The 20683-nt window shown below is 62.0% G+C and carries 18 protein-coding genes; 8 read left to right on the plus strand and 10 right to left on the minus strand.

Features of this window, described 5'->3' with window-relative positions:
- Positions 1-2: 2 nt before the first annotated feature.
- From KVG87_RS16920 to greB, 3 genes are read left to right on the plus strand one after another with little or no spacing between them, the layout of a single operon-like run.
- Positions 3-686: an ABC transporter ATP-binding protein gene (locus tag KVG87_RS16920; protein WP_016770883.1), complete on the plus strand. Its 684-nt coding sequence runs from the start codon at positions 3-5 to the stop codon at positions 684-686.
- Positions 686-3190, plus strand: a complete 2505-nt coding sequence (locus KVG87_RS16925) for an ABC transporter permease (RefSeq protein WP_217851693.1) — start codon at positions 686-688, stop codon at positions 3188-3190. Before KVG87_RS16920 ends, KVG87_RS16925 begins: the two co-directional genes overlap by 1 nt.
- A gap of 34 nt (positions 3191-3224) precedes the next feature.
- Positions 3225-3722 carry a transcription elongation factor GreB gene (gene greB / locus KVG87_RS16930; protein ID WP_016770885.1) on the plus strand — a complete coding sequence of 166 codons (498 nt, stop codon included), beginning with the start codon at positions 3225-3227 and terminating at the stop codon, positions 3720-3722.
- 6 nt (positions 3723-3728) lie between these two features.
- On the opposite strand, the gene KVG87_RS16935 is transcribed toward greB, so the two are convergent.
- From KVG87_RS16935 to KVG87_RS16945, 3 genes are all read right to left on the minus strand, one after another.
- On the minus strand, positions 3729-4037 hold the full coding sequence (locus KVG87_RS16935; protein WP_041478394.1) for a hypothetical protein: 309 nt from the start codon (positions 4035-4037) through the stop codon (positions 3729-3731).
- A gap of 248 nt (positions 4038-4285) precedes the next feature.
- Positions 4286-4720 carry a DoxX family protein gene (locus tag KVG87_RS16940; RefSeq protein ID WP_039759946.1) on the minus strand — a complete coding sequence of 145 codons (435 nt, stop codon included), beginning with the start codon at positions 4718-4720 and terminating at the stop codon, positions 4286-4288.
- 111 nt (positions 4721-4831) lie between these two features.
- Positions 4832-6253, minus strand: coding sequence for an MltF family protein (locus KVG87_RS16945; protein ID WP_122507529.1), 1422 nt, complete (start codon positions 6251-6253; stop codon positions 4832-4834).
- A 234-nt stretch (positions 6254-6487) separates the two neighbouring features.
- Here KVG87_RS16945 and KVG87_RS16950 point away from each other — a divergent pair, with 234 nt between their 5' ends.
- The 3 genes from KVG87_RS16950 to KVG87_RS16960 all read left to right on the plus strand — a co-directional run bounded on the left by KVG87_RS16950 (position 6488) and on the right by KVG87_RS16960 (position 9552).
- Positions 6488-7294 (plus strand): TatD family hydrolase, encoded by an 807-nt coding sequence (locus KVG87_RS16950; protein WP_217851695.1) that lies wholly within the window; start codon positions 6488-6490, stop codon positions 7292-7294.
- A gap of 207 nt (positions 7295-7501) precedes the next feature.
- A complete protein-coding gene (locus KVG87_RS16955) occupies positions 7502-8983 on the plus strand; it encodes a methyl-accepting chemotaxis protein (RefSeq protein ID WP_217851697.1) in 1482 nt (493 codons plus the stop codon).
- Between the two features lie 203 nt (positions 8984-9186).
- Positions 9187-9552, plus strand: a complete 366-nt coding sequence (locus KVG87_RS16960; protein ID WP_217851699.1) for a DUF962 domain-containing protein — start codon at positions 9187-9189, stop codon at positions 9550-9552.
- A 1-nt stretch (position 9553) separates the two neighbouring features.
- Here KVG87_RS16960 and KVG87_RS16965 read toward each other — a convergent pair whose 3' ends face one another.
- On the minus strand, positions 9554-10348 hold the full coding sequence (locus KVG87_RS16965; protein ID WP_056788449.1) for an acyl-CoA thioesterase: 795 nt from the start codon (positions 10346-10348) through the stop codon (positions 9554-9556).
- A 484-nt stretch (positions 10349-10832) separates the two neighbouring features.
- On the opposite strand from KVG87_RS16965, the gene KVG87_RS16970 reads away from it, so the two are divergent.
- The gene (locus tag KVG87_RS16970) at positions 10833-11828 is read left to right on the plus strand and encodes an IS110 family RNA-guided transposase (protein WP_217851701.1); all 996 of its coding nucleotides are present in this window, start codon (positions 10833-10835) and stop codon (positions 11826-11828) included.
- A 35-nt stretch (positions 11829-11863) separates the two neighbouring features.
- On the opposite strand, the gene KVG87_RS16975 is transcribed toward KVG87_RS16970, so the two are convergent.
- Positions 11864-12622, minus strand: coding sequence for a CHAD domain-containing protein (locus KVG87_RS16975; RefSeq protein ID WP_217851703.1), 759 nt, complete (start codon positions 12620-12622; stop codon positions 11864-11866).
- A 103-nt stretch (positions 12623-12725) separates the two neighbouring features.
- The gene (locus KVG87_RS16980; RefSeq protein ID WP_016770894.1) at positions 12726-13004 is read right to left on the minus strand and encodes a hypothetical protein; all 279 of its coding nucleotides are present in this window, start codon (positions 13002-13004) and stop codon (positions 12726-12728) included.
- 214 nt (positions 13005-13218) lie between these two features.
- On the opposite strand from KVG87_RS16980, the gene KVG87_RS16985 reads away from it, so the two are divergent.
- Positions 13219-14256 carry a patatin-like phospholipase family protein gene (locus KVG87_RS16985; RefSeq protein WP_041478381.1) on the plus strand — a complete coding sequence of 346 codons (1038 nt, stop codon included), beginning with the start codon at positions 13219-13221 and terminating at the stop codon, positions 14254-14256.
- A gap of 148 nt (positions 14257-14404) precedes the next feature.
- On the opposite strand, the gene KVG87_RS16990 is transcribed toward KVG87_RS16985, so the two are convergent.
- From KVG87_RS16990 to kdpB, 4 genes are all read right to left on the minus strand, one after another.
- Entirely contained in the window at positions 14405-15103 is a 699-nt protein-coding gene (locus KVG87_RS16990) for a response regulator (RefSeq protein WP_217851705.1), read from the minus strand.
- A gap of 48 nt (positions 15104-15151) precedes the next feature.
- Positions 15152-17803, minus strand: coding sequence for a DUF4118 domain-containing protein (locus KVG87_RS16995; RefSeq protein ID WP_133339427.1), 2652 nt, complete (start codon positions 17801-17803; stop codon positions 15152-15154).
- A gap of 145 nt (positions 17804-17948) precedes the next feature.
- Positions 17949-18494 carry a potassium-transporting ATPase subunit KdpC gene (kdpC, locus tag KVG87_RS17000; RefSeq protein WP_217851707.1) on the minus strand — a complete coding sequence of 182 codons (546 nt, stop codon included), beginning with the start codon at positions 18492-18494 and terminating at the stop codon, positions 17949-17951.
- 128 nt (positions 18495-18622) lie between these two features.
- Positions 18623-20680 (minus strand): potassium-transporting ATPase subunit KdpB, encoded by a 2058-nt coding sequence (kdpB, locus tag KVG87_RS17005; RefSeq protein ID WP_217851709.1) that lies wholly within the window; start codon positions 20678-20680, stop codon positions 18623-18625.
- Between the last annotated feature and the right edge of the window lie 3 nt (positions 20681-20683).

The following is a 20683-nucleotide window of genomic DNA, read 5'->3' on the forward strand; positions in this document are numbered from 1 at the left end:
CCATGGGCGCAAGCATTCTCACCGCGAAGAACCTCAGCAAAGTGGTCCCTAGCGCGGAAGGTGAACTGACTATCCTGCACGAACTCAGCCTGGAACTGAACAAGGGCGATAGCCTGGCCATCGTCGGCGCGTCCGGTTCCGGCAAATCCACCCTGCTCGGCCTGCTCGCCGGCCTCGACCTGCCCAGCAGCGGCGAAGTCACCCTCGCCGGCCAGGGCCTGAGCAATCTCGACGAAGACCAGCGCGCGCGAATCCGCGCCGAGCACGTCGGGTTTGTCTTCCAGTCATTTCAGTTGCTCGACAGTCTCAATGCACTGGAAAACGTCATGCTGCCGCTCGAACTCGACGGCCGCAAAGATGCCCGCGAGCGCGCCACGCAATTGCTCCAGCGCGTCGGCCTCGGCCAGCGCCTGACCCACTCGCCGCGCCAGCTCTCCGGCGGTGAACAGCAGCGCGTGGCCATCGCCCGCGCCTTCGCCGCCGAACCGGACGTGCTGTTCGCCGACGAGCCGACCGGCAACCTCGACAGCCACACCGGCGAGCGCATCAGCGACTTGCTGTTCGAATTGAACAAGGAACGCGGCACCACCCTGGTGCTGGTGACCCACGACGAACGCCTGGCCCATCGCTGCCGGCGCCTGATCCGTCTTGAAGCCGGGCTGCTGGTCGCCCCTCTGGAGCCTTGATGGCACGTCTGCCGCTGTTGCGTCTGTTCAGCCTTGCCCTGCGCCAGCTCATGCGCGATGCCCGCGCCGGTGAGCTGCGCGTGTTGTTCTTTGCGCTGGTGGTGGCCGTCGCGGCAAGCACCGCGATTGGCTACTTCGGCGCCCGCCTCAATGGCGCGATGATGCTGCGCGCTACCGAGTTTCTCGGTGCCGATCTGGTCCTTGAAGGCAGCTCGCCGGCCCGCGAGGAGCAAATCCGCAGCGGCACCGAACTGCGCCTCAATCATGCGCAAGTGGTGGAGTTCTCCAGCGTCATTGCCACCGACAACGGCATTCAGCTGTCGAGCATCAAAGCTGTCGACCGTGCCTATCCATTGCGTGGCGAGCTGAAGAGCGCGCCCGCACCCTTTGCCCAGGAAGAAGTCGGCGGCGAACCGCAACCCGGTGAAGCCTGGGTCGAGGCGCGTCTGTTGACCGCGCTGGATCTGAAGATCGGCGACAGCATCGACGTCGGCATGAAGACGCTCAAGCTGACCCGCGTGCTGACCTACGAGCCGGATCGCGCCGGCAACTTCTACAGCCTGACGCCACGGGTGTTGATCAATCTTGAGGACCTCGCCGCCACCGGCGTGGTGCAACCGGGCAGCCGGGTGAGTTATCGCGAACTGTGGCGCGGCGAACCGCAGGCGCTGGAAACTTATCGCGAGCTGATCAAACCGGGCCTCGCTGCAAACCAGCGAATCCAGGATGCCCGTGACGGTAACCGGCAGATTGGCGGTGCGCTGGGCAAGGCCGAGCGCTATCTGAACATGGCCAGTCTGGTCGCGGTGTTGTTGGCTGGCGTGGCCGTGGCGCTGTCGGCCAATCGTTTCGCCAGTCGGCGTTTCGACGCCAGTGCCTTGCTGCGCTGCCTCGGCTTGTCGCGCCGGGAAACCATGGTGCTGTTCAGCCTGCAACTGACCGTGCTCGGCCTGATTGCCGCCGTCAGTGGCGCCCTGCTCGGCTGGCTGGCGCAACTGGGGCTGTTCGCGTTGCTGCATGATTTGCTGCCAAGTGACGTGCCACCGGGTGGGCTGTTTCCGGCGATGGCCGGGATTGGCACCGGGCTGGTGGCGCTGGCGGGTTTCGCCTTGCCGCCTTTGGCTGCACTGGGTCGCGTGCCACCGTTGCGGGTGTTGCGCCGCGACATGCTGCCGATCCCCTCGAGCACATGGATGGTCTACGGCGCGGCGCTGGGTGCGCTGGGCCTGATCATGTGGCGTCTGAGCCTCGACCTGCTGCTGACCTTCGCCCTGCTCGGCGGTGGCGTGGTCGCCGCGCTGGTGCTGGGCGGCCTGCTGTTGTTGCTGCTGCAAAGCCTGCGCCGCATGCTCGCCCGCGCCTCGTTGCCATGGCGTCTGGGCCTTGGCCAGTTGTTGCGGCATCCATTGGCGGCAGCCGGGCAGTCGCTGGCGTTCGGTCTGATCCTGTTGTCGATGGCGCTGATCGCACTGCTGCGCGGCGAACTGCTCGACACCTGGCAAAACCAGCTACCGAAAAACGCACCGAACTATTTCGCGCTGAATATCCTCCCGGCGGACAAACAGGCTTTCGCCGATCACCTGATCAAGGTGTCCGCGCAAGCGGCGCCGTTGTATCCGGTGGTGCCAGGACGACTGATCAGCATCAATGGCGAAGCGGTGCAGCAAATCGTCAGCAAGGACTCCGCCGGTGACCGCGCCATTCAGCGTGACCTGAGCCTGACCTGGGCGGCGGATCTGCCGGCCGGCAACAAGCTCACCGCCGGCTCGTGGTGGAGCGGTCAGCCGTCCGACGACGTGCCGGGGGTCTCGGTGGAAGGCAAGGTTGCCGAAAGCCTGAAACTCAAACTCGGCGATCACATGGTGTTCAGTGTCGGCGGGGTCAATCGGGAAGCGAAGGTCACCAGCCTGCGCGAGATCAACTGGGACAACTTCCAGCCGAACTTCTTCATGATCTTCCAGCCCGGCACCTTGAAGGATCTGCCGGCGACCTACCTGACCAGTTTCTATCTGGCTCCGGGGCATGATCAGCAGATTGTCGAGTTGTCGCGGACCTTTCCGGCGGTGACCATCCTGCAGGTCGAGGCCTTGCTCGAACAGCTGCGCAGCATCCTCGCCCAGGTAACCCTGGCGGTGGAATATGTATTGTTGTTTGTTCTGGCTGCGGGGATGGCGGTGCTGTTCTCCGGCCTGCAAGCGACGCTGGATGAACGTATCCGCCAGGGTGCGCTGTTACGCGCGCTGGGCGCCGAGCGGCAGTTGCTGATCAAGGCGCGGCGTATCGAGTTCGGTCTGTTGGGTGCGGTCAGCGGTCTGCTCGCGGCGATCGGTTCGGAGGTGGTCAGTCTGGTGCTGTACCGCTTCGCTTTTGATCTGCCATGGCATCCGCATCCATGGCTGCTGGTGCTGCCGTTGATTGGCGCCGCACTGATTGGTGGTGCCGGTGTGTTCGGCACGCGTCGCGCTCTGAATGCGAGCCCACTGACAGTGTTGCGCGAGGGTTGATAGACTCAAGCGGTCTTAATCACAAGAAGTCGCCATGAGCCGTTATCGCCCTCCCCGCACCGCCGGCACCGCGCTGATCACCCCCGAGGGTGAAGCGCGAATGCGCGCCGAATTCCATGAGTTGTGGCATGTGCGTCGCCCGCAGGTCACCCAAGCGGTGAGTGAAGCGGCGGCGCAGGGTGATCGTTCGGAAAACGCCGAATACACCTACGGCAAAAAGATGCTGCGCGAAATCGACAGTCGCGTGCGTTTTCTCACCAAACGTCTGGAAGCGCTCAAGGTGGTCAGCGAAAAACCCAGCGACCCGAACAAAGTCTATTTCGGCGCCTGGGTAACCATCGAAGACGAGGACGGCAAGCAGTCGCGCTACCGCATCGTCGGCCCCGATGAACTGGACCTCAAACTCGGCTTGATCAGCATCGACTCGCCGCTGGCCCGCGCGCTGATCGGCAAGGCACTGGACGCGGAAGTGCGGGTGCAGACGCCGACCGGCGAGCAGTTCGTTTACATCGTTGCGATTGAATATCCGTAAGCACCATCAGCGCCGAGTGATCAGGCCCTGCCGTGCAACGCGGGTCAGTTGCTTGATCATCTCCGGCGCATCTTCTGCGCTCGGCGCCTGAATCACCGCCAGATCAAAGCTGTCCGTAGCGAAACGCGCCAGCGACTCGCCATCATCGACAAACTGGATCAGGAACGCGGCAGGACCGCCGCTGCGACGTGGCCAGCCATCGAGATAACGCAACAGCGTCGGCTGGTGTTTGCCGCCAAGAAGGATTTTCGGGTTGCGCTGGGTGACATGTGCCGTGATCGGCGCGGGACGTGCAGGAGGGCGTAATGCGTTCATCGTGTCGTGTCTCTGCCTCAAAAGTCTGCATGGCAGGTGAGAGGCAACACCGAACCAGCGCTTTAGCGGTATTTCGAAGCCCTGTTCCGGCTTCTGACGGTAACTGTAGAAGTCACCTGGCGCCCCGCAAGTAGCTGTTTAAATCGGCGCATGGGCAACATCCTAGAGAACGTGACCGATCAGTGTCAAGAATCGCCAGCAACAAAAAAGGCCCGCGCAATGCGGGCCTTTGCCTTGAGCCAGAGCCTTCAACCGGCTATGGCGCGATCCGCCGAGAGCTTGCCGGCACCTTCGATAAGTACCGCGATGCTGCCGGCCAGCAGAGCCAGAGCGAACTCATAACCGTTGTTGGCCATGAACAGACCGTTGCCGATGTGCACCGAGAAGATCGCCACCAGCGAGAGGAACGCCAGACCAAGGGCCGCCGGGCGTACCAACAGGCCGATGATCAGCGCCAGACCGGCGAAGAACTCGGTACCACCTGCCAGCGAGGCCATCAGATAGCCCGGAGTCAAGCCGATGCTTTCCATCCATTGCGCCGTGCCGGCCAGGCCGTAACCACCGAACAGACCAAAGAGTTTCTGCGAACCGTGGGCGGCGAAGATCACGCCGACAGCAATGCGCAGGACAGTCAGGCCGTAACCGGCGCGGGTGAACAGAACCTTGTTGATCAGAGAGCTCATGGTGCATTCCTTGTTGTGCAGAAGTGTTTGTGTTTGGGTTGGTCGCTATATTAATCAGTTTATTTCATGTTTAAAGCGCAAAAATTTCGCCATAACAATCGAATTGTTAGATTATTTCCGTGTGACCACTTTCTGCTGCCGGGGCTCGAGCGACTCTCGCTCCCGGTCGAATGCCAGGTAATACTTGTTCACGCTATTAACATAGCTGACGGCGCCCATCCCCACCTGCTCCATGGCAATGCGTTCGACCTGGAAGAACCACTGGTTGGGATTGAGGCCACGGCGGCGGGCTTCGGCGCGCATGCCCTGCACGCGCTCGGGGCCGATGTTGTACGCGGCGAGGGTGAACGCCATGCGCTCACGCTCGTTGAGTTTCGGGCTGCTGAAGAACTTGCGGCGGATCATCGCCAGGTACTTGGCGCCGGCCTGCACATTCGCATCGAGATTCTGGATATTGCTCACGCCGACCCGCTGCGCGGCGGATGGGGTGATCTGCATCAGCCCGGTCGGGCCGCTGCCGCTGCGAGCGTTGGGCTGCAGACGCGATTCCTTGAACGCCAGCGCCGCCAGGTTAAGCCAGTCCATGTTCTGCGCATCGGCGTGCTTTTGCAGGGTCGGACGGAGTTTTTCCAGACGCTGGCGATCGGCCTTGGCCAGCGGATTGTGCACCTGATACAGGCGTCGATAGATGCGCAGAAAAGCGGCGTCTTCGTCCGACGGTCTCTTGTAACCGGTGAGGAAGCGATCAATGCTCGCGCGCAACATCGACGCATCGCGACGCACGAACCAATGTTCTTCGCCCGGCTCGCCGAGGCTCAGTTGCCGATCGAGACGCAGTTTCGGCAGGATCTTGCCCCAACGCTCGGCAATCGGTTGCTCGACAATGGTCAGGTGGAAAATCCCGCCCTGGACCATCTCCAGCACGTCTTCGACCGCCAGCGTCGGATCGACCCACTCGATGTTGATCGGCGCGAGTTTGTGCAGTGCGAGCTTCTGGTTGAGCTGACTGACCACCTCCCCCGCCGCACTGCCGGTGGGCAAGGCCAGGGTCTTGCCGGACAGTTGCTCGACCTTGGTGTAACGGCGCTGGCCCTTGATCCCGACCAGCACCAGCGGCACGTTGCTGGCAATTGGCTCACTGCTGGCGACCGCGTAGCCAGAAGGCAGATCGAGCAATTCACCGGGCGCGACCATATCGCCTTCGCCGCGCTGCAAGGCGCCGAGCAATTGATCCTTGGCTTTTGGAATGATCTTGAGGGTGACTTCCTGGCCGTCGCGAGCATGGCCATTGAGGTATTGCTCGAACGCGCGCAGTCGGTGGTACTCGACACCGATGGCCTGGCCCTGGACTTCGCCGGAGCTGTTGCGGCTCTGATTGACCAGCACCCGCAACACGCGGCTGCTGCGGATTTCCGAGAGGTCGCGCACCTTGCTCGCCGGCACGGCTTGCAGCGGCCCGGGCAGGCGTGCGACCGCCGTCATCGGCAGCAGCAACGCAGCACACAACAGCAGCAGAACCGAGGGACGATGCATCCACTCTCCGAAAAGAATACGGGGCGATTCGTCGCAAAAAAGACGACATCACCGACGAAAACAGAGCGCTTTGCGCGCTGATAAAGTGCGAGAGACTGGCACAGTGATGGCATCGTCGCCACCCCGGAGTCCTTCGCGGCCTCAACAGACAGCCATAAGTCGTTGTAGTTCTTGGATTTTCTTATAAATCTACAGCTCTGATATGCTTTCCGGCCTTCGGCCCGAGGTAGCACCATGCAACTCATCGATATCGGCGTCAACCTGACCAACCCCAGTTTCGCCGACAAACACCAGGCCGTGCTCGACCGTGCCTATGCCGCCGGCGTCTGCCAACTGGTACTGACCGGCACCAGCGTCGAGGGTAGCGAGCAGGCGCTGGAACTGTGCCGGCAACTGGATGAAAGCGGCCAACGGCTGTTCGCCACCGCCGGTATTCACCCCCATTCGGCCAGCGACTGGAACGCTGACAGCGCCCGTCGCCTGCGCAGTCTGTTGAACGAATCCAGCGTCGTCGCGGTGGGCGAATGCGGGCTGGATTTCAACCGCGACTTCTCCCCGCGCGCGCAACAGGAAAAGGTTCTCGAAGAACATCTGGCGCTGGCCGTCGAACTGCAATTGCCGGTATTCCTGCATGAGCGCGATGCCAGCCAGCGCCTGCTGGAGATTCTCAAGGACTTCCGCGATCAACTGCCGGCGGCGGTGGTGCACTGCTTCACTGGCGAGCAAAAGGCCTTGTTCAGCTACCTCGATCTGGATCTGCACATCGGCATTACCGGCTGGATCTGCGACGAACGCCGGGGCACGCATCTGCATCCTCTGGTCAAAGAGATCAAGCCGGGGCGGCTGATGCTGGAAAGCGATGCGCCATATCTGCTGCCGCGCACGTTGCGGCCGAAGCCGAAAAACGGCCGCAATGAGCCGGCGTATCTGAGCGAAGTGCTGCGCGAGGTGGCGCTGCATCGCGGCGAGACCGAGGAAGCGCTGGCCGCACATACCACCGCGTGTGCCCGGGCGTTTTTTAATCTCCCCATTCTCACCTGACTGCACACTTCCCCTGTGGCAGCGAGCCTGCTCGCGAAGGCGGTGGATCAGCTACAAATGGGCTGAAGGACGCAACGCTTTCGCGAGCAGGCTCGCTCCCACAATAGATCTCGGCATCTTTTGATTCATATCAAAACTCCCGAATCTGCATAGCGGCACAATAATGGCACCTTGCCAAAACTGTTTCCGCTATCAGAGAAGACCTCCATGGGTGCCTGGCTTAGCAACATCTCGCTGAAATACAAATTCTGGGCGGTCAACGCGGTCGCCTTTGTCACCACCCTGCTGCTCGTACTGTACGCCGTACATCTCGAACAGCAGGCCCGCAGCCACGCCGCGCAGGCATCCGCGCAAGCGCAGGCGCAGTTGCTCAAGGCCTGGCCGACCGGGCAACCGTTGCCCAAGTCCGCTCAGGTGCTGACCTTCAAGCGCGGTGAAGTGCCGCGTCTCAACGATCAACCGCTACTGGAAATCAGCGGCAGCAACGGCTGGAACGCCATCAATGAAATGCCGCTGTTTGGCGAGAATCCGTTGATCGGCGCCGAAGTGTTCAGCCGTGCCGACGGCGAGCAAGTGGCGGTCATCGCCTATGCCCCGAGCCTGAGCCAGGTGTTCAGCGAGCGTTTCGCCAACTATGCGCTGGCGGTATTCATCCTGATGCTGGCGATGCTCGGCGCCTCGCAACTGTTGATCCGCTTTCTGCTCAGCCAGCTCAACACGTTGAAAGACGTGATGCTGCACGTTGAAAAAACCGGCGACCTCTCCGCTCGCGTGCCGCTGGTGGGCAGGGACGAAGTCGGGCAGATGGCCAATGCCTTCAACGCCATGCAGGCCGGTTATCAACGCGTCGTGACCACCGTTGCCAGCACCGCGCGACAACTGGATGACGGTGCAGCGCGGCTGGCCTCGAGCATGAACGACGTGCGCCACGGCATGCTCGGCCAACAAAGCGAAACCGACCAGGCTGCCACCGCGATCAACGAAATGACCGCCACCGTTTATCACATCGCGCAACACGCCGGCGCCACACGCGATCTGTCGAAAACCGCCGATGGCCTCGCCGGCAGCGGTCAGCAGGTGGTGGCGCGGGTGCAGCAATCGATTGCCGGGTTGTCCAACGGCGTGCAGCAGACGGCAGAAATGATTCAACGCCTGGCCGAGGACAGCCAGAAGATCAACGGCGTGGTCAGCGTGATTCACAGCATTGCCGAACAGACCAATCTGCTCGCGCTGAATGCGGCGATCGAAGCGGCCCGCGCCGGGGAGATGGGTCGCGGCTTTGCCGTGGTCGCCGATGAAGTGCGCAATCTCGCCAAGCGCGTGCAGGCTTCCACCGACGAGATCACCGGCATGATCGCCGCATTGCAGGCCGGCACCCGCGATGCGGTGGATTTCATGCAGGAGAGTTCGTACAAGGCCGACGACTGCGTGCAGCAGGCCCAAGAGGCTGGCGCGGCGCTGGCGGAAATCACCGGAGCGGTGGCGCAGATGCGCGAAAGCAACACGCAGATTGCCGTGGCGGCGGAACAGCAGAGTCAGGTTGCCGAGGAGATGAACCGGGCGGTGGTGAGTATTCGTGACGTGACTGAAAATACCGTGCAGCAGACGGTGGATTCGGCGACGACCAGTAATGAGCTGGCGACGTTGGCCGGGGAGCTGAACAAGGCGATAGGCCAGTTGAAATTGTGAATCCGCTTTCGCGAGCAGGCTCGCTCCCACATGCGCCATAGAATCAATGTGGGAGCGAGCCTGCTCGCGAAGGCGTCAGAGGCACCTACATCGAATCCTGCGATGACGGCTATCACTTCAATAGCCAACCTTGATTCGCCGCCCTCCGCGCCCGGGCCTATTCTTCAACCATGAAGTTCAACATGGATCGAGGAGTAGCAAACATGGGCAAACGTCACCCCAACCTTCCCGCGTGGCAATGGCGCGCCTATCCGGGCAATCATCAGCATCCGACCAATCTGGTCCTGCACCTGATTGCCGTGCCGCTGTTCATCGTGGCGTTTCTGTTGATCGTGTCGGGAGTGTTCAGTCTGAGCCTGGCCAGCGTCGCCATCGGCGTGATCGGTATCATGGCGGCGCTGGGTCTGCAGCGCCACGGTCACGGCCTGGAGGCGCAAGCCTCCGAGCCGTTCAGTGATCGCAAAGATGCCGTGTCACGTTTGCTGGTCGAGCAGTTTCTGACCTTTCCGCGGTTCTTCCTCAGCGGTGGCTGGTGGCGCGCCTGGCGTGAGCGCCACCGTCGGCATTGAGTCAGGCGAAGATCGTCACGGTCTGCCGACTCATGGCAATCAACTCCCCTTTCGCGCTCCACAACTTCGCGGCGACATGGCCGTAACCGTCGGCCGCGTATTCGATATCGGCCAGGTATTGGCACCAGTCCAGCGTGCTCAAGTCGTGTAACGGCTGCACGAATTCGATGGTCCAGGTCAGCGTGCTACCCGGCGCCGGTTTCTTCAGATACGGCAACAGCGCCGGCGGCCAGGCATCCACCAGCGCCAGCAGATGCGCCTCGTTGACCGGCTCCTCTTTGACATCCCCACGCAACCGCACCCAGCCGCCCATCAAGCGCGAGGCCGTGCCGGAGAACGGAATGCCGCCGACGCTCCAGCGCATCGCCAGATGGCGCATGAATTCCGGGGTCACGCCTTTGATGTAGGGCAGCTCTTGGCATTCGTCCCAGTGTTTCATGATAGGCGCCGGGTAGGCTTCGACGGCGACTTCCGAGGGCCGCGAGGCACCGAAGCTGCCCTGAATGATCGTCACCACCTGACCATTCTGCATGGCGCGGCCCAACACCTGGCTGACGGCTTTGCCTTCACGCAGCACATCGACTTCGAAACTCACCGGCACTTCCGGCTCGACCGGGCCGACAAAGGTAATCGCCAGCGAACGCACCGGGCGCTCCGTCGGCACCCTGGCGCGCATGGCTTCAAATTGCAGCGCGGCCACCAGTCCGCCAAAACTGGCGCGGCCCTGCCCCCATTCGGCGGGGATGATTACTTCAGGTTGTTGGCGGACAGCATCGAGCAGATCGCAAAAGCGCATGGCAACCTCGGAAAACGAGAAAGGAATGCGCGGATCTTACCCAGCCCCGGGCGGCGGCGCAGCGTCTATTCCGGTCAAATGGGCTGACAGATAGGCCTTGGCACTTTTCGATTTCGCCGCAGAACCCTTGTAGGAGCTGTCGAGTGAAACGAGGCTGCGATCTTTTGATCTGTTTGCAAATCAAAATCAAAAGATCGCAGCCTTCGGCAGCTCCTTGTATGTTCCCCACACACCAGCATGAATGAGATCTAAGCTCGCTGGTGCGACATACGAAGATGTGTTTCTGGGGGAGACCGATCGCTCCTTAAGGCAGGACTTGCTCCTGACCTTGTCTGTAGAGAGGTCCCCCCGCCTCATTGCCCACCACGAAGAGTATCGAGAAGCCGACGAGTCGGACTTCGCATTACAAGGTTGCAGTGGCATGAAGTTCGAGGTCAGGGGAACCAGGAAGCATTTTTAACTCAGTTCTCTTGGAGTTGAAAGCATGAACATGCACGTCGGTTTGGATGTGGGATCTCGCACTACAGCGATGGGCTGGCGCAATGGCGGCCGCTTTGCAGGTCAGTGCAATATCGACCAGACACCGGCGGGTCGCAAAGCTGCTGTCAGCAAGTTACTTGAGCTCAAGCCTATGTCTGTGGTGATGGAAGCCACCGGAATCTACTACCTGGACTTGGCCATGGAGCTCGCTGCGGCGGGTTTGCCAGTCTCGGTTATCAATCCGAAGAGTTTTCACAACTTTGCAAAGCTGATGCTGAAAAACAGCAAAACGGACGCAATCGATGCCCAGTTACTAGCTGAGTACGGCGAACGCATGAGCCCAAGGTTGTGGACGCCGCCCACTTCAATACAGCTTGAACTGCGTGCTATCGGCCGCCACATCAATCGTTTGACGGGTCATCGCACCCGCGCCAAAAACGAGCTGCATGCACTAAAAGCCACTCAAACAACTCTTCTGATGCTGATTGAGGACGAAGAAGAAGCCATCAACGCCTTTGACAAACGAATCGAGCGTTTCCGACTCGCTGGTCGGGCATTGATCGACAACTGCCCAACGTTGAGCGTCCAGTTCGCCCACATGATCGCCGCCCCTGGCATGGGTGAGATCTCAGTATTTGCGGCGCTGGCTGAACTGACGACCTTACCGGTGACGCTCAAGTCAGCGCAGGTCAGCCGCCATGCCGGACTCGATGTCCGACTCACGCAATCAGGCACCAGTATTGATAAACCCGGCCGGATAAGTAAGGGCGGCAATGCCTATTTGCGCTCAGCGATGTACATGCCTGCGCTGACCGCCATACGTTGCGACCCGAACGTTAAAGCGTTTTACGAAGCCTTGGTGGCTCGAGGAAAGAGGAAGATGCAGGCTATTGTCGCAGTCATGCGCAAATACCTGACCGGATTATGGGCCTGCATGCGGGCAGGCGAAGACTTCAGTACAGCCAAGCTTTTTAGCGATAAACACACCCAAAAAGCTTGACCGTGAACAGAGTATCTACAGGGGATGCGCAAGCTTCAGGATTTGAAACACGTAGCGCTGAGCTTCTCCAGCACTTGATCGGCCTTCAGCTCTGCCTTGATCAACCCGGCCTGCCAGGTGTCCACGCACGGTTGCAGATCAGCCTCCTGCTCGGCACGCGCCAGCCATTGCCAGCAATCGTGCCAGTCGCCCAGTGCGCCTTGCGCGGATTTCAGGCGTTTGTAGGCCGGCTTCGGCAAGCGATCGAGCTCGGGATAGGCTTCGATGCCATAGCGCACACGCTTGATCAGCAGGCGCAGGCGATGGCGGTCATGGGCGGGATCGTGCAGCGCTTCGTCGAGTTTCTGCCATTGTTTGCCCAGGCGTTTTTCAATGCGTTTATCCAGATCTTTGAGCAAGCCCTGACGCTCGGACGCGCGCAGAAACCGTGGAAAGGCGTCGAGAATCATCAGCAACGAAGCCAATTCCGCACTCGCCGCCAGCGCCGGATACGCCTCGGCCATTTGCGCCAGACGCCGCTGCGCAGCCTCGGGCTGATCATGCTCGAGCAGGTACGCCGCGAGCACTTCGCGATCACGCCACGGTGTGGTCAACTCGCCCACCGCAGACGCCGCCGCCTCCAGTTGCTCGACACCCGGCAAGCCGCGCAACGGCCGCAACAGACTGCGCAAGCGCCGCACCGTGGTGCGCAAATCATGCAACGCCTCGGGATCAGTGCGCGCAGTCAGGCGCGCCTGACATGCCAGTAGCCGCACATCCAGGCTCAACACATGAGCCACCAAGCGATCGATCATGGGGTCTACTCCGTAGACAGCTACAAGCTTCTAGCTACAAGCTTCAAGCTGAATGTGATTGCTTCAAAGCTTGCGGCTTGCAGCTAGAAACTTGCAGCTGCTGTTAACGTCCTGCGCGGGATTCGCGAATGTAGAAGCGGGCTTTCTCGGCTTTCTTGCTGCAGCCTTCGAAGCCTTCGAATTGTTGCTGGGTCTTGGCGGCGGTCAGCAGCGACAGCGCTTTGGAATAGCTGACGGTGCCGGCGAAGCCTTCGGCCTTGGCCAGATCCAGTTCGTGCCAGGCCGCGTCGAGTTGGCTGCCGCAGCTGTCGCGGTACGCGGTTTTGCCGGCGCAACCGGCCAGAACCAGAGCCATCAACGGTACACAGATCCAGGCTTTCATCACTCACACCTCAAGGTAGGTCAACAGTCGTGCAGGTAAGACGGTCAAGCGGCGAAAAAGTGCCTCGCTGATCGGTCAAACCACGTGGCGCAGAGCATAGCGCGCAAGCGTGCGCCGCGAACGAAAAACGACGTCACCGCTTCGCGCAACGACCTTGGCGATTGAGCCGCTTGGCCGATGCGTGCATTGTGCAGGCTTGTCCGGAGGAAGTTTGATGAAAAAGCGTGTCGCACTGGTACTGGGCTCCGGTGGCGCCCGGGGCTATGCCCATATCGGCGTTATCGAAGAAATTGAAAGACGCGGCTACGACATCGCCTGCATTGCCGGTTGTTCGATGGGCGCGGTGGTCGGCGGGATCTATGCTGCCGGCAAACTGGATGAGTACCGGCGCTGGATCGAAAGCCTAGATTACCTCGACGTGCTGCGCCTGGTTGATGTGAGTTTTCGTCTCGGCGCGATTCGCGGCGAAAAGGTCTTCGGGCAGATTCGCAAGATCGTCGGCGAGATCAACATCGAAGACCTGCGCATCCCCTACACCGCCGTCGCCGCCGACCTGACCAATCAGCAGGAAATCTGGTTTCAGGAAGGCTGCCTGCATCAGGCCATGCGCGCCTCGGCGGCGATTCCCAGCCTGTTTACCCCGGTGATGCAGGGCAACCGCATGCTGGTCGACGGCGGCATTCTCAATCCGTTGCCGATCGTTCCGGTGGTGTCGAGCCATTGCGACCTGATCATTGCGGTCAACCTCAACGCCACCAATCAGCGGCAGTACAAGTTGCCGGTGATCGAGCGGCCGGCGGCGTTCCGTTCGCGCTTCGACAGTCTGATCAAATCCATGGGTTCGAAGTTGCCGTTCCGGCGTAAACAGGCCGAGCAATTGTTGAAGCTGGAACAGGAAGCCTTGCGCGCCGAGGCGGCGGAGATCAATCCGTGGCTCGAAGGCGTCGAACCGGAAAGCCAGCAACCGGCCGCCGCCCCGGAACGCGAAGGCGCGCCGAAATCCGCCACCGGTTCGTTCATCATCGATAACGTCGGGCCGGCGTCGCTGCTGGATTTGATCAACCAGAGTTTCGAGGTGATGCAGACCTCACTGGCGCAGTACAAGATTGCCGGGTATCCGCCGGACATCCTGATCAACGTGCCGAAGCGGGTATGCCGGTTTTTCGAGTTCTACAAAGCGCCGGAGTTGATCGCGCTGGGGCGGGAGATTGCCAGTGATACGCTGGATCGGTATGAGCAGGAGCAGGGTTGATTACCTGAAGGCTGTGGGTGAATGTTCCGGCCTCATCGCGGGCAAGCCCGCTCCCACAGGGTTCTCGGGGGAAATGAAATCTGGGTGATACATAGCTCAATGTGGGAGCGGGCTTGCCCGCGATGGCGCCCGACCATACAACACAAAACTACAACCCATCAGCATTCAACAACCGATACCCCACCCCCGCCTCAGTCACGATAAACCGTGGCCGGGTCGGGTCATCCGCCAGTTTCTGCCGCAGATGCCCGACCACGATGCGCAGGTAATGACTGTCCTCGGTGTGCGTCGGTCCCCAGATATCCTTGAGCAACTGCTGCTGGGTGATTACCCGCCCCGGATGCCGCGCCAGTTGCGCCAGCACCGCGTATTCCTTGCGGGTCAGGGCGACTTCGGCGCCGTCGAGCAGCACGCGCCGATAGGCCAGATCCACGGTCAACGGGCCGAAACTCAGCGCCGCTGGCTGCGCCTCCCCCGCCGGTGCCTGGCGCAACAACGCGCGAACCCGGGCGAGAAATTCCTGGATGCCGAACGGTTTGGTCACATAGTCATTGGCGCCGCCATCCAGCGCTTCGACCTTTTGCCCTTCACTGGCGCGCACAGACAACACCAGCACTGGCGTGGTCGCCCACTCGCGCAACTCGCGCAGGACCTGCTGACCGTCCATGTCCGGCAGGCCGAGGTCGAGCACCACCAGGTCCGGTTTGCTCAGCGCGGCTTGTGCCAGGCCTTCAGCGCCGGTGCCGGCTTCAAGCACTTTGTAGCCTTGAGAGGCGAGGCTGATGCGCAGGAATTTGCGGATCTGCGGTTCGTCATCGATGACCAAAATGGTCGCGGTCTGGCTCATGAATTCACATCAACACAATAGATTGGCAAGAGAGTAGCGCAGTCGACTTCAAGCTTCACCGTCCATCCCCGGTTGTGCCTGCAACGGCAGGTGCAAGGTGATGCAGGTGCCGCGCCCGTCGATGCCGTCAGCCACGGAAATACGCCCGCCGTGGGCGCCGACCATGCCCTGACAGATCGCCAGCCCCAACCCCGTGCCCTGCCCGCCGCGATCACCGCGCGCGGCGGTGTAGAACATGTCGAAAATCTTCGCTCGGTCCTCTTCAGGAATCCCCGGGCCTTCATCGCTGACCGCAAAGAAAATCTCCTGCTCATTGGCGCCGGCGCGCAGTTGCAGGCGACCGTGGCTGGGGGAAAAGCGCGCGGCGTTTTCCAGCACATTGACCAGCGCCTGCTCGATCAGCGCCGCGTGCACATAGAGCAACGGCAACTCGGCCGGCACTTCGGTGCTGACCTGCAGCGGCGCCAGCACGGCGCGCAGGCGATTGAGCGAACTGCCGACGATATCGGCCGGCGATACCCAGTCGCGCGCCAGCTTCAAGGCGCCGTGGCCGAGGCGGGTCATGTCGAGCAGGTTCTGAATGTAGCGGTCGAGGCGTTCGGCCTCATCGCGGGTGCCTTCGAGCAGCTCGCGGCGATCCTCCAGCGGAATCGCTTCGCCGAGGGCCAACAGGCTGTCGATGCTGCCGCGCATGGCCGTCAGCGGCGTGCGCAAATCGTGGGACACCGAGGCCAGCAAGGCGCTGCGTAACTGTTCGGTTTCGCCGTGCAGACGCGCCGCTTCGAGGTCATCGGCCAATTGCGCGCGGGCCAGGGCTTGCGCCAGCGGCTGGCTCAGCGCAGTGAGCAAACGTCGGCGCTGACCGCTCAAGCTCTGGCCTTCCTTGGCGCAAACACCAAGCAACGCCAGCGGCCCGTCCTCAACCGACAACGGCCACCACCACCAACGCCCCAGCGGCAAGGTACCGGTGCCCTTGCCCGCCGGTTGATCGTGTTGCCAGGCCCAATCGGCGGCGGCGCGTTCGGCCTCGGTAAATTGCAGCGGCCCGCCGGTTTCGACTTTCCAGCCGCCCTGGCCGTCGCGGTTGAGCAGGCACAATTGCACATCGCTCCAGCCTTCGAGGTGTTGCGCGGCGGCGCTGATCACCGCCTGGCGATCGGTCGCGGCGGTGAGTTTGCGCGACAGGTCGAGCAGTTCGCTGGTCTCTTCCTGGGTATCGCGCAAAGCCTGCAACTGCCGCCGCTGACGCGCCGCGAGGTTGCCGGTGAGCGCCGCCATCAACAGGAAAAACAGCAGCGTCAGCACGTCTTCTTCGCGCTGAATGCTGAAAGAGAAATTCGGCGGGATAAACAGAAAATCGTAGGTCAGAAACGACAGCGCCGCACAGGCCAGCGCCGGGCCGAGGCTGCTGCGCACCGCCACCAGCAACACCGCCGCGAGAAACACCAGCGAGATGTTCGGCAACGGCAACACACTCGACACCGCCCAGGCCAAGGCAGTGGCCAACAACGTCGCGACCAGCGCCAGCGCGTAGTCGAACCACACCAGCGTGACTGAATTACGCGGGCGCGGTTGGTGCTGCTCGTGATCACTGTCGAGCACGTTGATTTCCAGACCATGCGCCTGACGCAGCAGGCGCGCCGCCAGACCACCGCCGAACAGTCTACGGCGCAAGCGCGGCCGCGACTGGCCGACCAGCAACAGACTGGCGCGGCGCTCGGCGGCGTGTTGAATCAGGGTTTTCGCCACTTCGCCAGCCCGCAACAGCACCACTTCGCCACCGAGGCGTTCGGCCAGTTGCTGGGCGCTTTGCAGACGCAACCGCGATTGCTCATCCCGCGCACTGCCGTTGTCGACATGCACCAGACTCCACGGCAGATGCCGGCGCTGGGCGACGCGGCTGGCGTGACGCACCAGACGTTCGGCCTGCGCATCGCCATCGATGCCGACCAACAAACGCCCGCGTACCGCCGGCGCGGCCTGCCCGAGTTGGCGATAGCCTTGGGCGAGATCGTTGTCGACCTGCGCGGCGGCGGTCTGCATCGCCAGTTCACGCAGTGCGGTGAGATTGGTCTGGGTGAAAAAAGCGTCGATGGCCGCGCGGGCCTGTTCCGGCACGTAGACCTTGCCTTCGCGCAGACGCTCGAGCAATTCACGCGGCGGCAAGTCGATCAGCAGCAGCTCGAAGGCTTCCTGCAATACCCAGTCCGGCAGCGTTTCGCGCACCTGCACGCCAGTGATGCCGCGCACCTGATCATTGAGGCTTTCCAGGTGCTGGACGTTGACCGTGGTGAACACGTCGATGCCGGCGGCGAGCAGTTCCTGAATGTCTTGCCAGCGCTTGGCGTGACGACTGCCGGGGGCGTTGCTGTGGGCCAGTTCATCGACCAGCACAAGCTTCGGTTTGGCCGCGAGAATGCCGTCGAGGTCCATTTCCTCAAGCAGCACGCCACGGTATTCGCTGCGCACCAACGGCTGCTGCGGCAGGCCGCCGAGCAAGGCTTCGGTTTCGGCGCGGCCATGAGTTTCAACCACGCCGGCAAGGACTTTTACGCCCTGACGCAGTTGCGTGTGCGCGGCCTGGAGCATGGCGTAGGTCTTGCCGACCCCGGGGGCGGCGCCGAGAAAAACCTTGAGCCGGCCACGGCCATCGCGGGGCAGGTCTGCTAACAATGCGTCGGCGCGGCCGGAGTCGCTCATGCTTGATGCTCTCTCTTACGAATGATCGTTCCCACGCTCTGCGTGGGAATGCAGCCCGGGACGCTCTGCGTCCCATAAAAGCAGACGCAGAGCGTCTATTGATGCATTCCCACGCAGAGCGTGGGAACGATCGGTATCAACTGAATTACAGGTTTTGCAGTGCCAGATTCAGCTCCAGCACATTCACCACCGGCGGCCCCACCAGCGGCTGTTCGATGTGCTTATCGAGCAATTGCTGCACGGTCGACACCGGTAAGTTACGCGCTGCTGCGACACGCGCCAGTTGATAGGCAATTGCCGCCGGTGGCAAGTGCGGATCGAGGCCGCTGGCGGAGGTGGTCAGCAAGGCCAATGGCACCGGCCCCTGCCCAGCGACTTGTTGTTTTTGCGCATCTTCGATTACGCGGGTCGCCAGGGCCGGATTGCTCGGCGCGAGGTTGCTGGCGCCGCTGGCGACCGTGGCAAAAGCCCCGGCAGAGGGGCGCGGGTGAAACCAGTTGTCACCGCTGAAATCCTGGGCGATCAGCGCCGAGCCGCGGACTTTGCCGTCGGCGTCGTGGATCAGGCTGCCGTTGGCCTGAGCCGGGAAGGCGATCTGGGCAATGCCGGTGACCGCGAGTGGATAGGCGACGCCGGTGATCAGGGTCATCAGCGCTAACAGGGTCAGGGCCGGGCGTAGGGTTGTGGACATTGCAGAATCCTCGATTCAGAAACCAGTACTGTGTTGAGTCAGATAAGCAGTGGCGCATTCTTCGCGAGCAGGCTCGCTCCCACAGGGGAATGCAGTTTCAGGTGGGAGCGAGCCTGCTCGCGAAAGCGTTACACCAGATGCAACGCCGTAAGCAGCATGTCGATCACCTTGATCCCCACGAACGGCACGACAATCCCGCCGACGCCATAGATCAGCAGATTGCGCCGCAACAACGCCGCCGCACTCGCTGCTTGCACGCGCACACCGCGCAATGCCAGTGGAATCAGCACAACGATGATCAAAGCGTTGAACACGATGGCCGAGAGAATCGCGCTCTGCGGACTGCTCAGATGCATGATGTTCAGCACGCCCAGCTGCGGGTAAATCGAGGCGAACAGCGCCGGCAGAATCGCGAAGTATTTGGCGATGTCGTTGGCGATGGAAAAGGTCGTCAGCGCGCCACGGGTCACCAGCAATTCCTTGCCGATCTGCACCACGTCGAGCAGCTTGGTCGGGTCGCTATCGAGATCGACCATGTTCGCCGCTTCGCGTGCTGCTTGTGTGCCATCGTTCATGGCCATGCCGACGTCGGCCTGAGCCAGCGCCGGGGCGTCGTTGGCGCCGTCGCCGCACATGGCGACCAGGCGACCGTCGTTCTGCTCGTGACGGATCCGCGCGAGTTTTTTCTCCGGCGTGGCTTCGGCGAGCACATCATCGACGCCTGCTTCAGCGGCGATCGCAGCAGCGGTCAGCGGGTTGTCGCCGGTGACCATCACCGTGCGAATCCCCAGTTTGCGCAGCTCGGCGAAACGCTCGCGGATGCCTGGTTTGACCACGTCCTTGAGATGGATCGCGCCAAGCAACTTACCGTCTGCACAGACCAGCAACGGCGTGCCGCCACTCTGCGCAATCTTGTCGATTTCCCGCGCCAGCGCCGGGGCCAGATCGCTACGTTGCTGACCGAGAAACGCCAGCAGCGAATCCACCGCACCTTTGCGATACACGCGGCCCTGATAATCGACGCCGGACAAGCGGGTTTCCGCGCTGAACGGCACGGCGGTCAGAGTTTCCGGGGCCGGCTCCGGTTGCGGATGCAGGCCACGGAGGAACTCGACGATCGATTTGCCCTCAGCGGTTTCGTCGGCCAGCGAGGCGAACAGCGCGCCTTCGGCCAGCTCACGGCCGGTCACACCCGGCGCGGCATGCACCGCGCTGCAACGACGGTTGCCGAAGGTGATGGTGCCGGTCTTGTCGAGCAACAGCACGTGCACGTCACCCGCCGCTTCCACCGCGCGACCGGACTTGGCGATCACATTCAGGCGCACCAGCCGATCCATCCCGGCGATACCGATGGCCGACAGCAGACCGCCGATGGTGGTCGGGATCAGCGTGACCAATAACGCCACGAGGAACACCAGCGGCAGGCTGCCATTGGCGAAATGCGCGAACGGTTGCAGGGTGACGACCACCAGCAGAAAGATCAGGGTCAGGCCGATCAGCAGGATATCCAGCGCGACTTCGTTCGGGGTCTTCTGACGCTTGGCGCCTTCGACCAGGGCGATCATGCGGTCGAGGGTCGATTCACCAGGGTTGGTGGTGATCTTCACCAGCAGCCAGTCGGACACCAGCCGCGTGTTGCCGGTGACGGCGGAACGGTCGCCGCCGGACTCGCGGATCACCGGCGCCGATTCACCGGTAATCGCCGCTTCGTTGACCGCCGCGATGCCTTCGATGACTTCGCCGTCACCGGGGATCATTTCCCCGGCTTCGACTCGCACCACGTCGCCCTTGCGCAGATTGGCAGCCGGCACGATCTTGAAGCTGCCATCGGCTTGGCGGCAACGGGCGCTGAGGCCTTCGCTGCCGGCCTTGAGGCTGTCGGCGCGGGCCTTGCCACGACCTTCGGCCAGGGCCTCGGCGAAGTTGGCGAACAGCACGGTGAACCACAGCCACAGAGCGATTTGTGCGGCGACGAAGGTCGGCACATCAGCGTCCGGAAGGAAGCACAGCACGGTGGTGAAAATCGCCGTCAGTTCGACCACCAGCATCACTGGCGAACGCGCCAATTGCCGAGGGTCGAGCTTGACGAAGGCTTGCACCAGCGCCGGACGCCACAGGGCCGAGATCGCGGTTTTGGCTTGTTCCGGCGCTTTGACGGCGGCGGGTTTGATTGCAGGCATATTCATGAT

The sequence above is a fragment of the Pseudomonas siliginis genome, from assembly GCF_019145195.1.
GTDB classification, from domain to species: Bacteria; Pseudomonadota; Gammaproteobacteria; order Pseudomonadales; family Pseudomonadaceae; genus Aquipseudomonas; species Aquipseudomonas siliginis.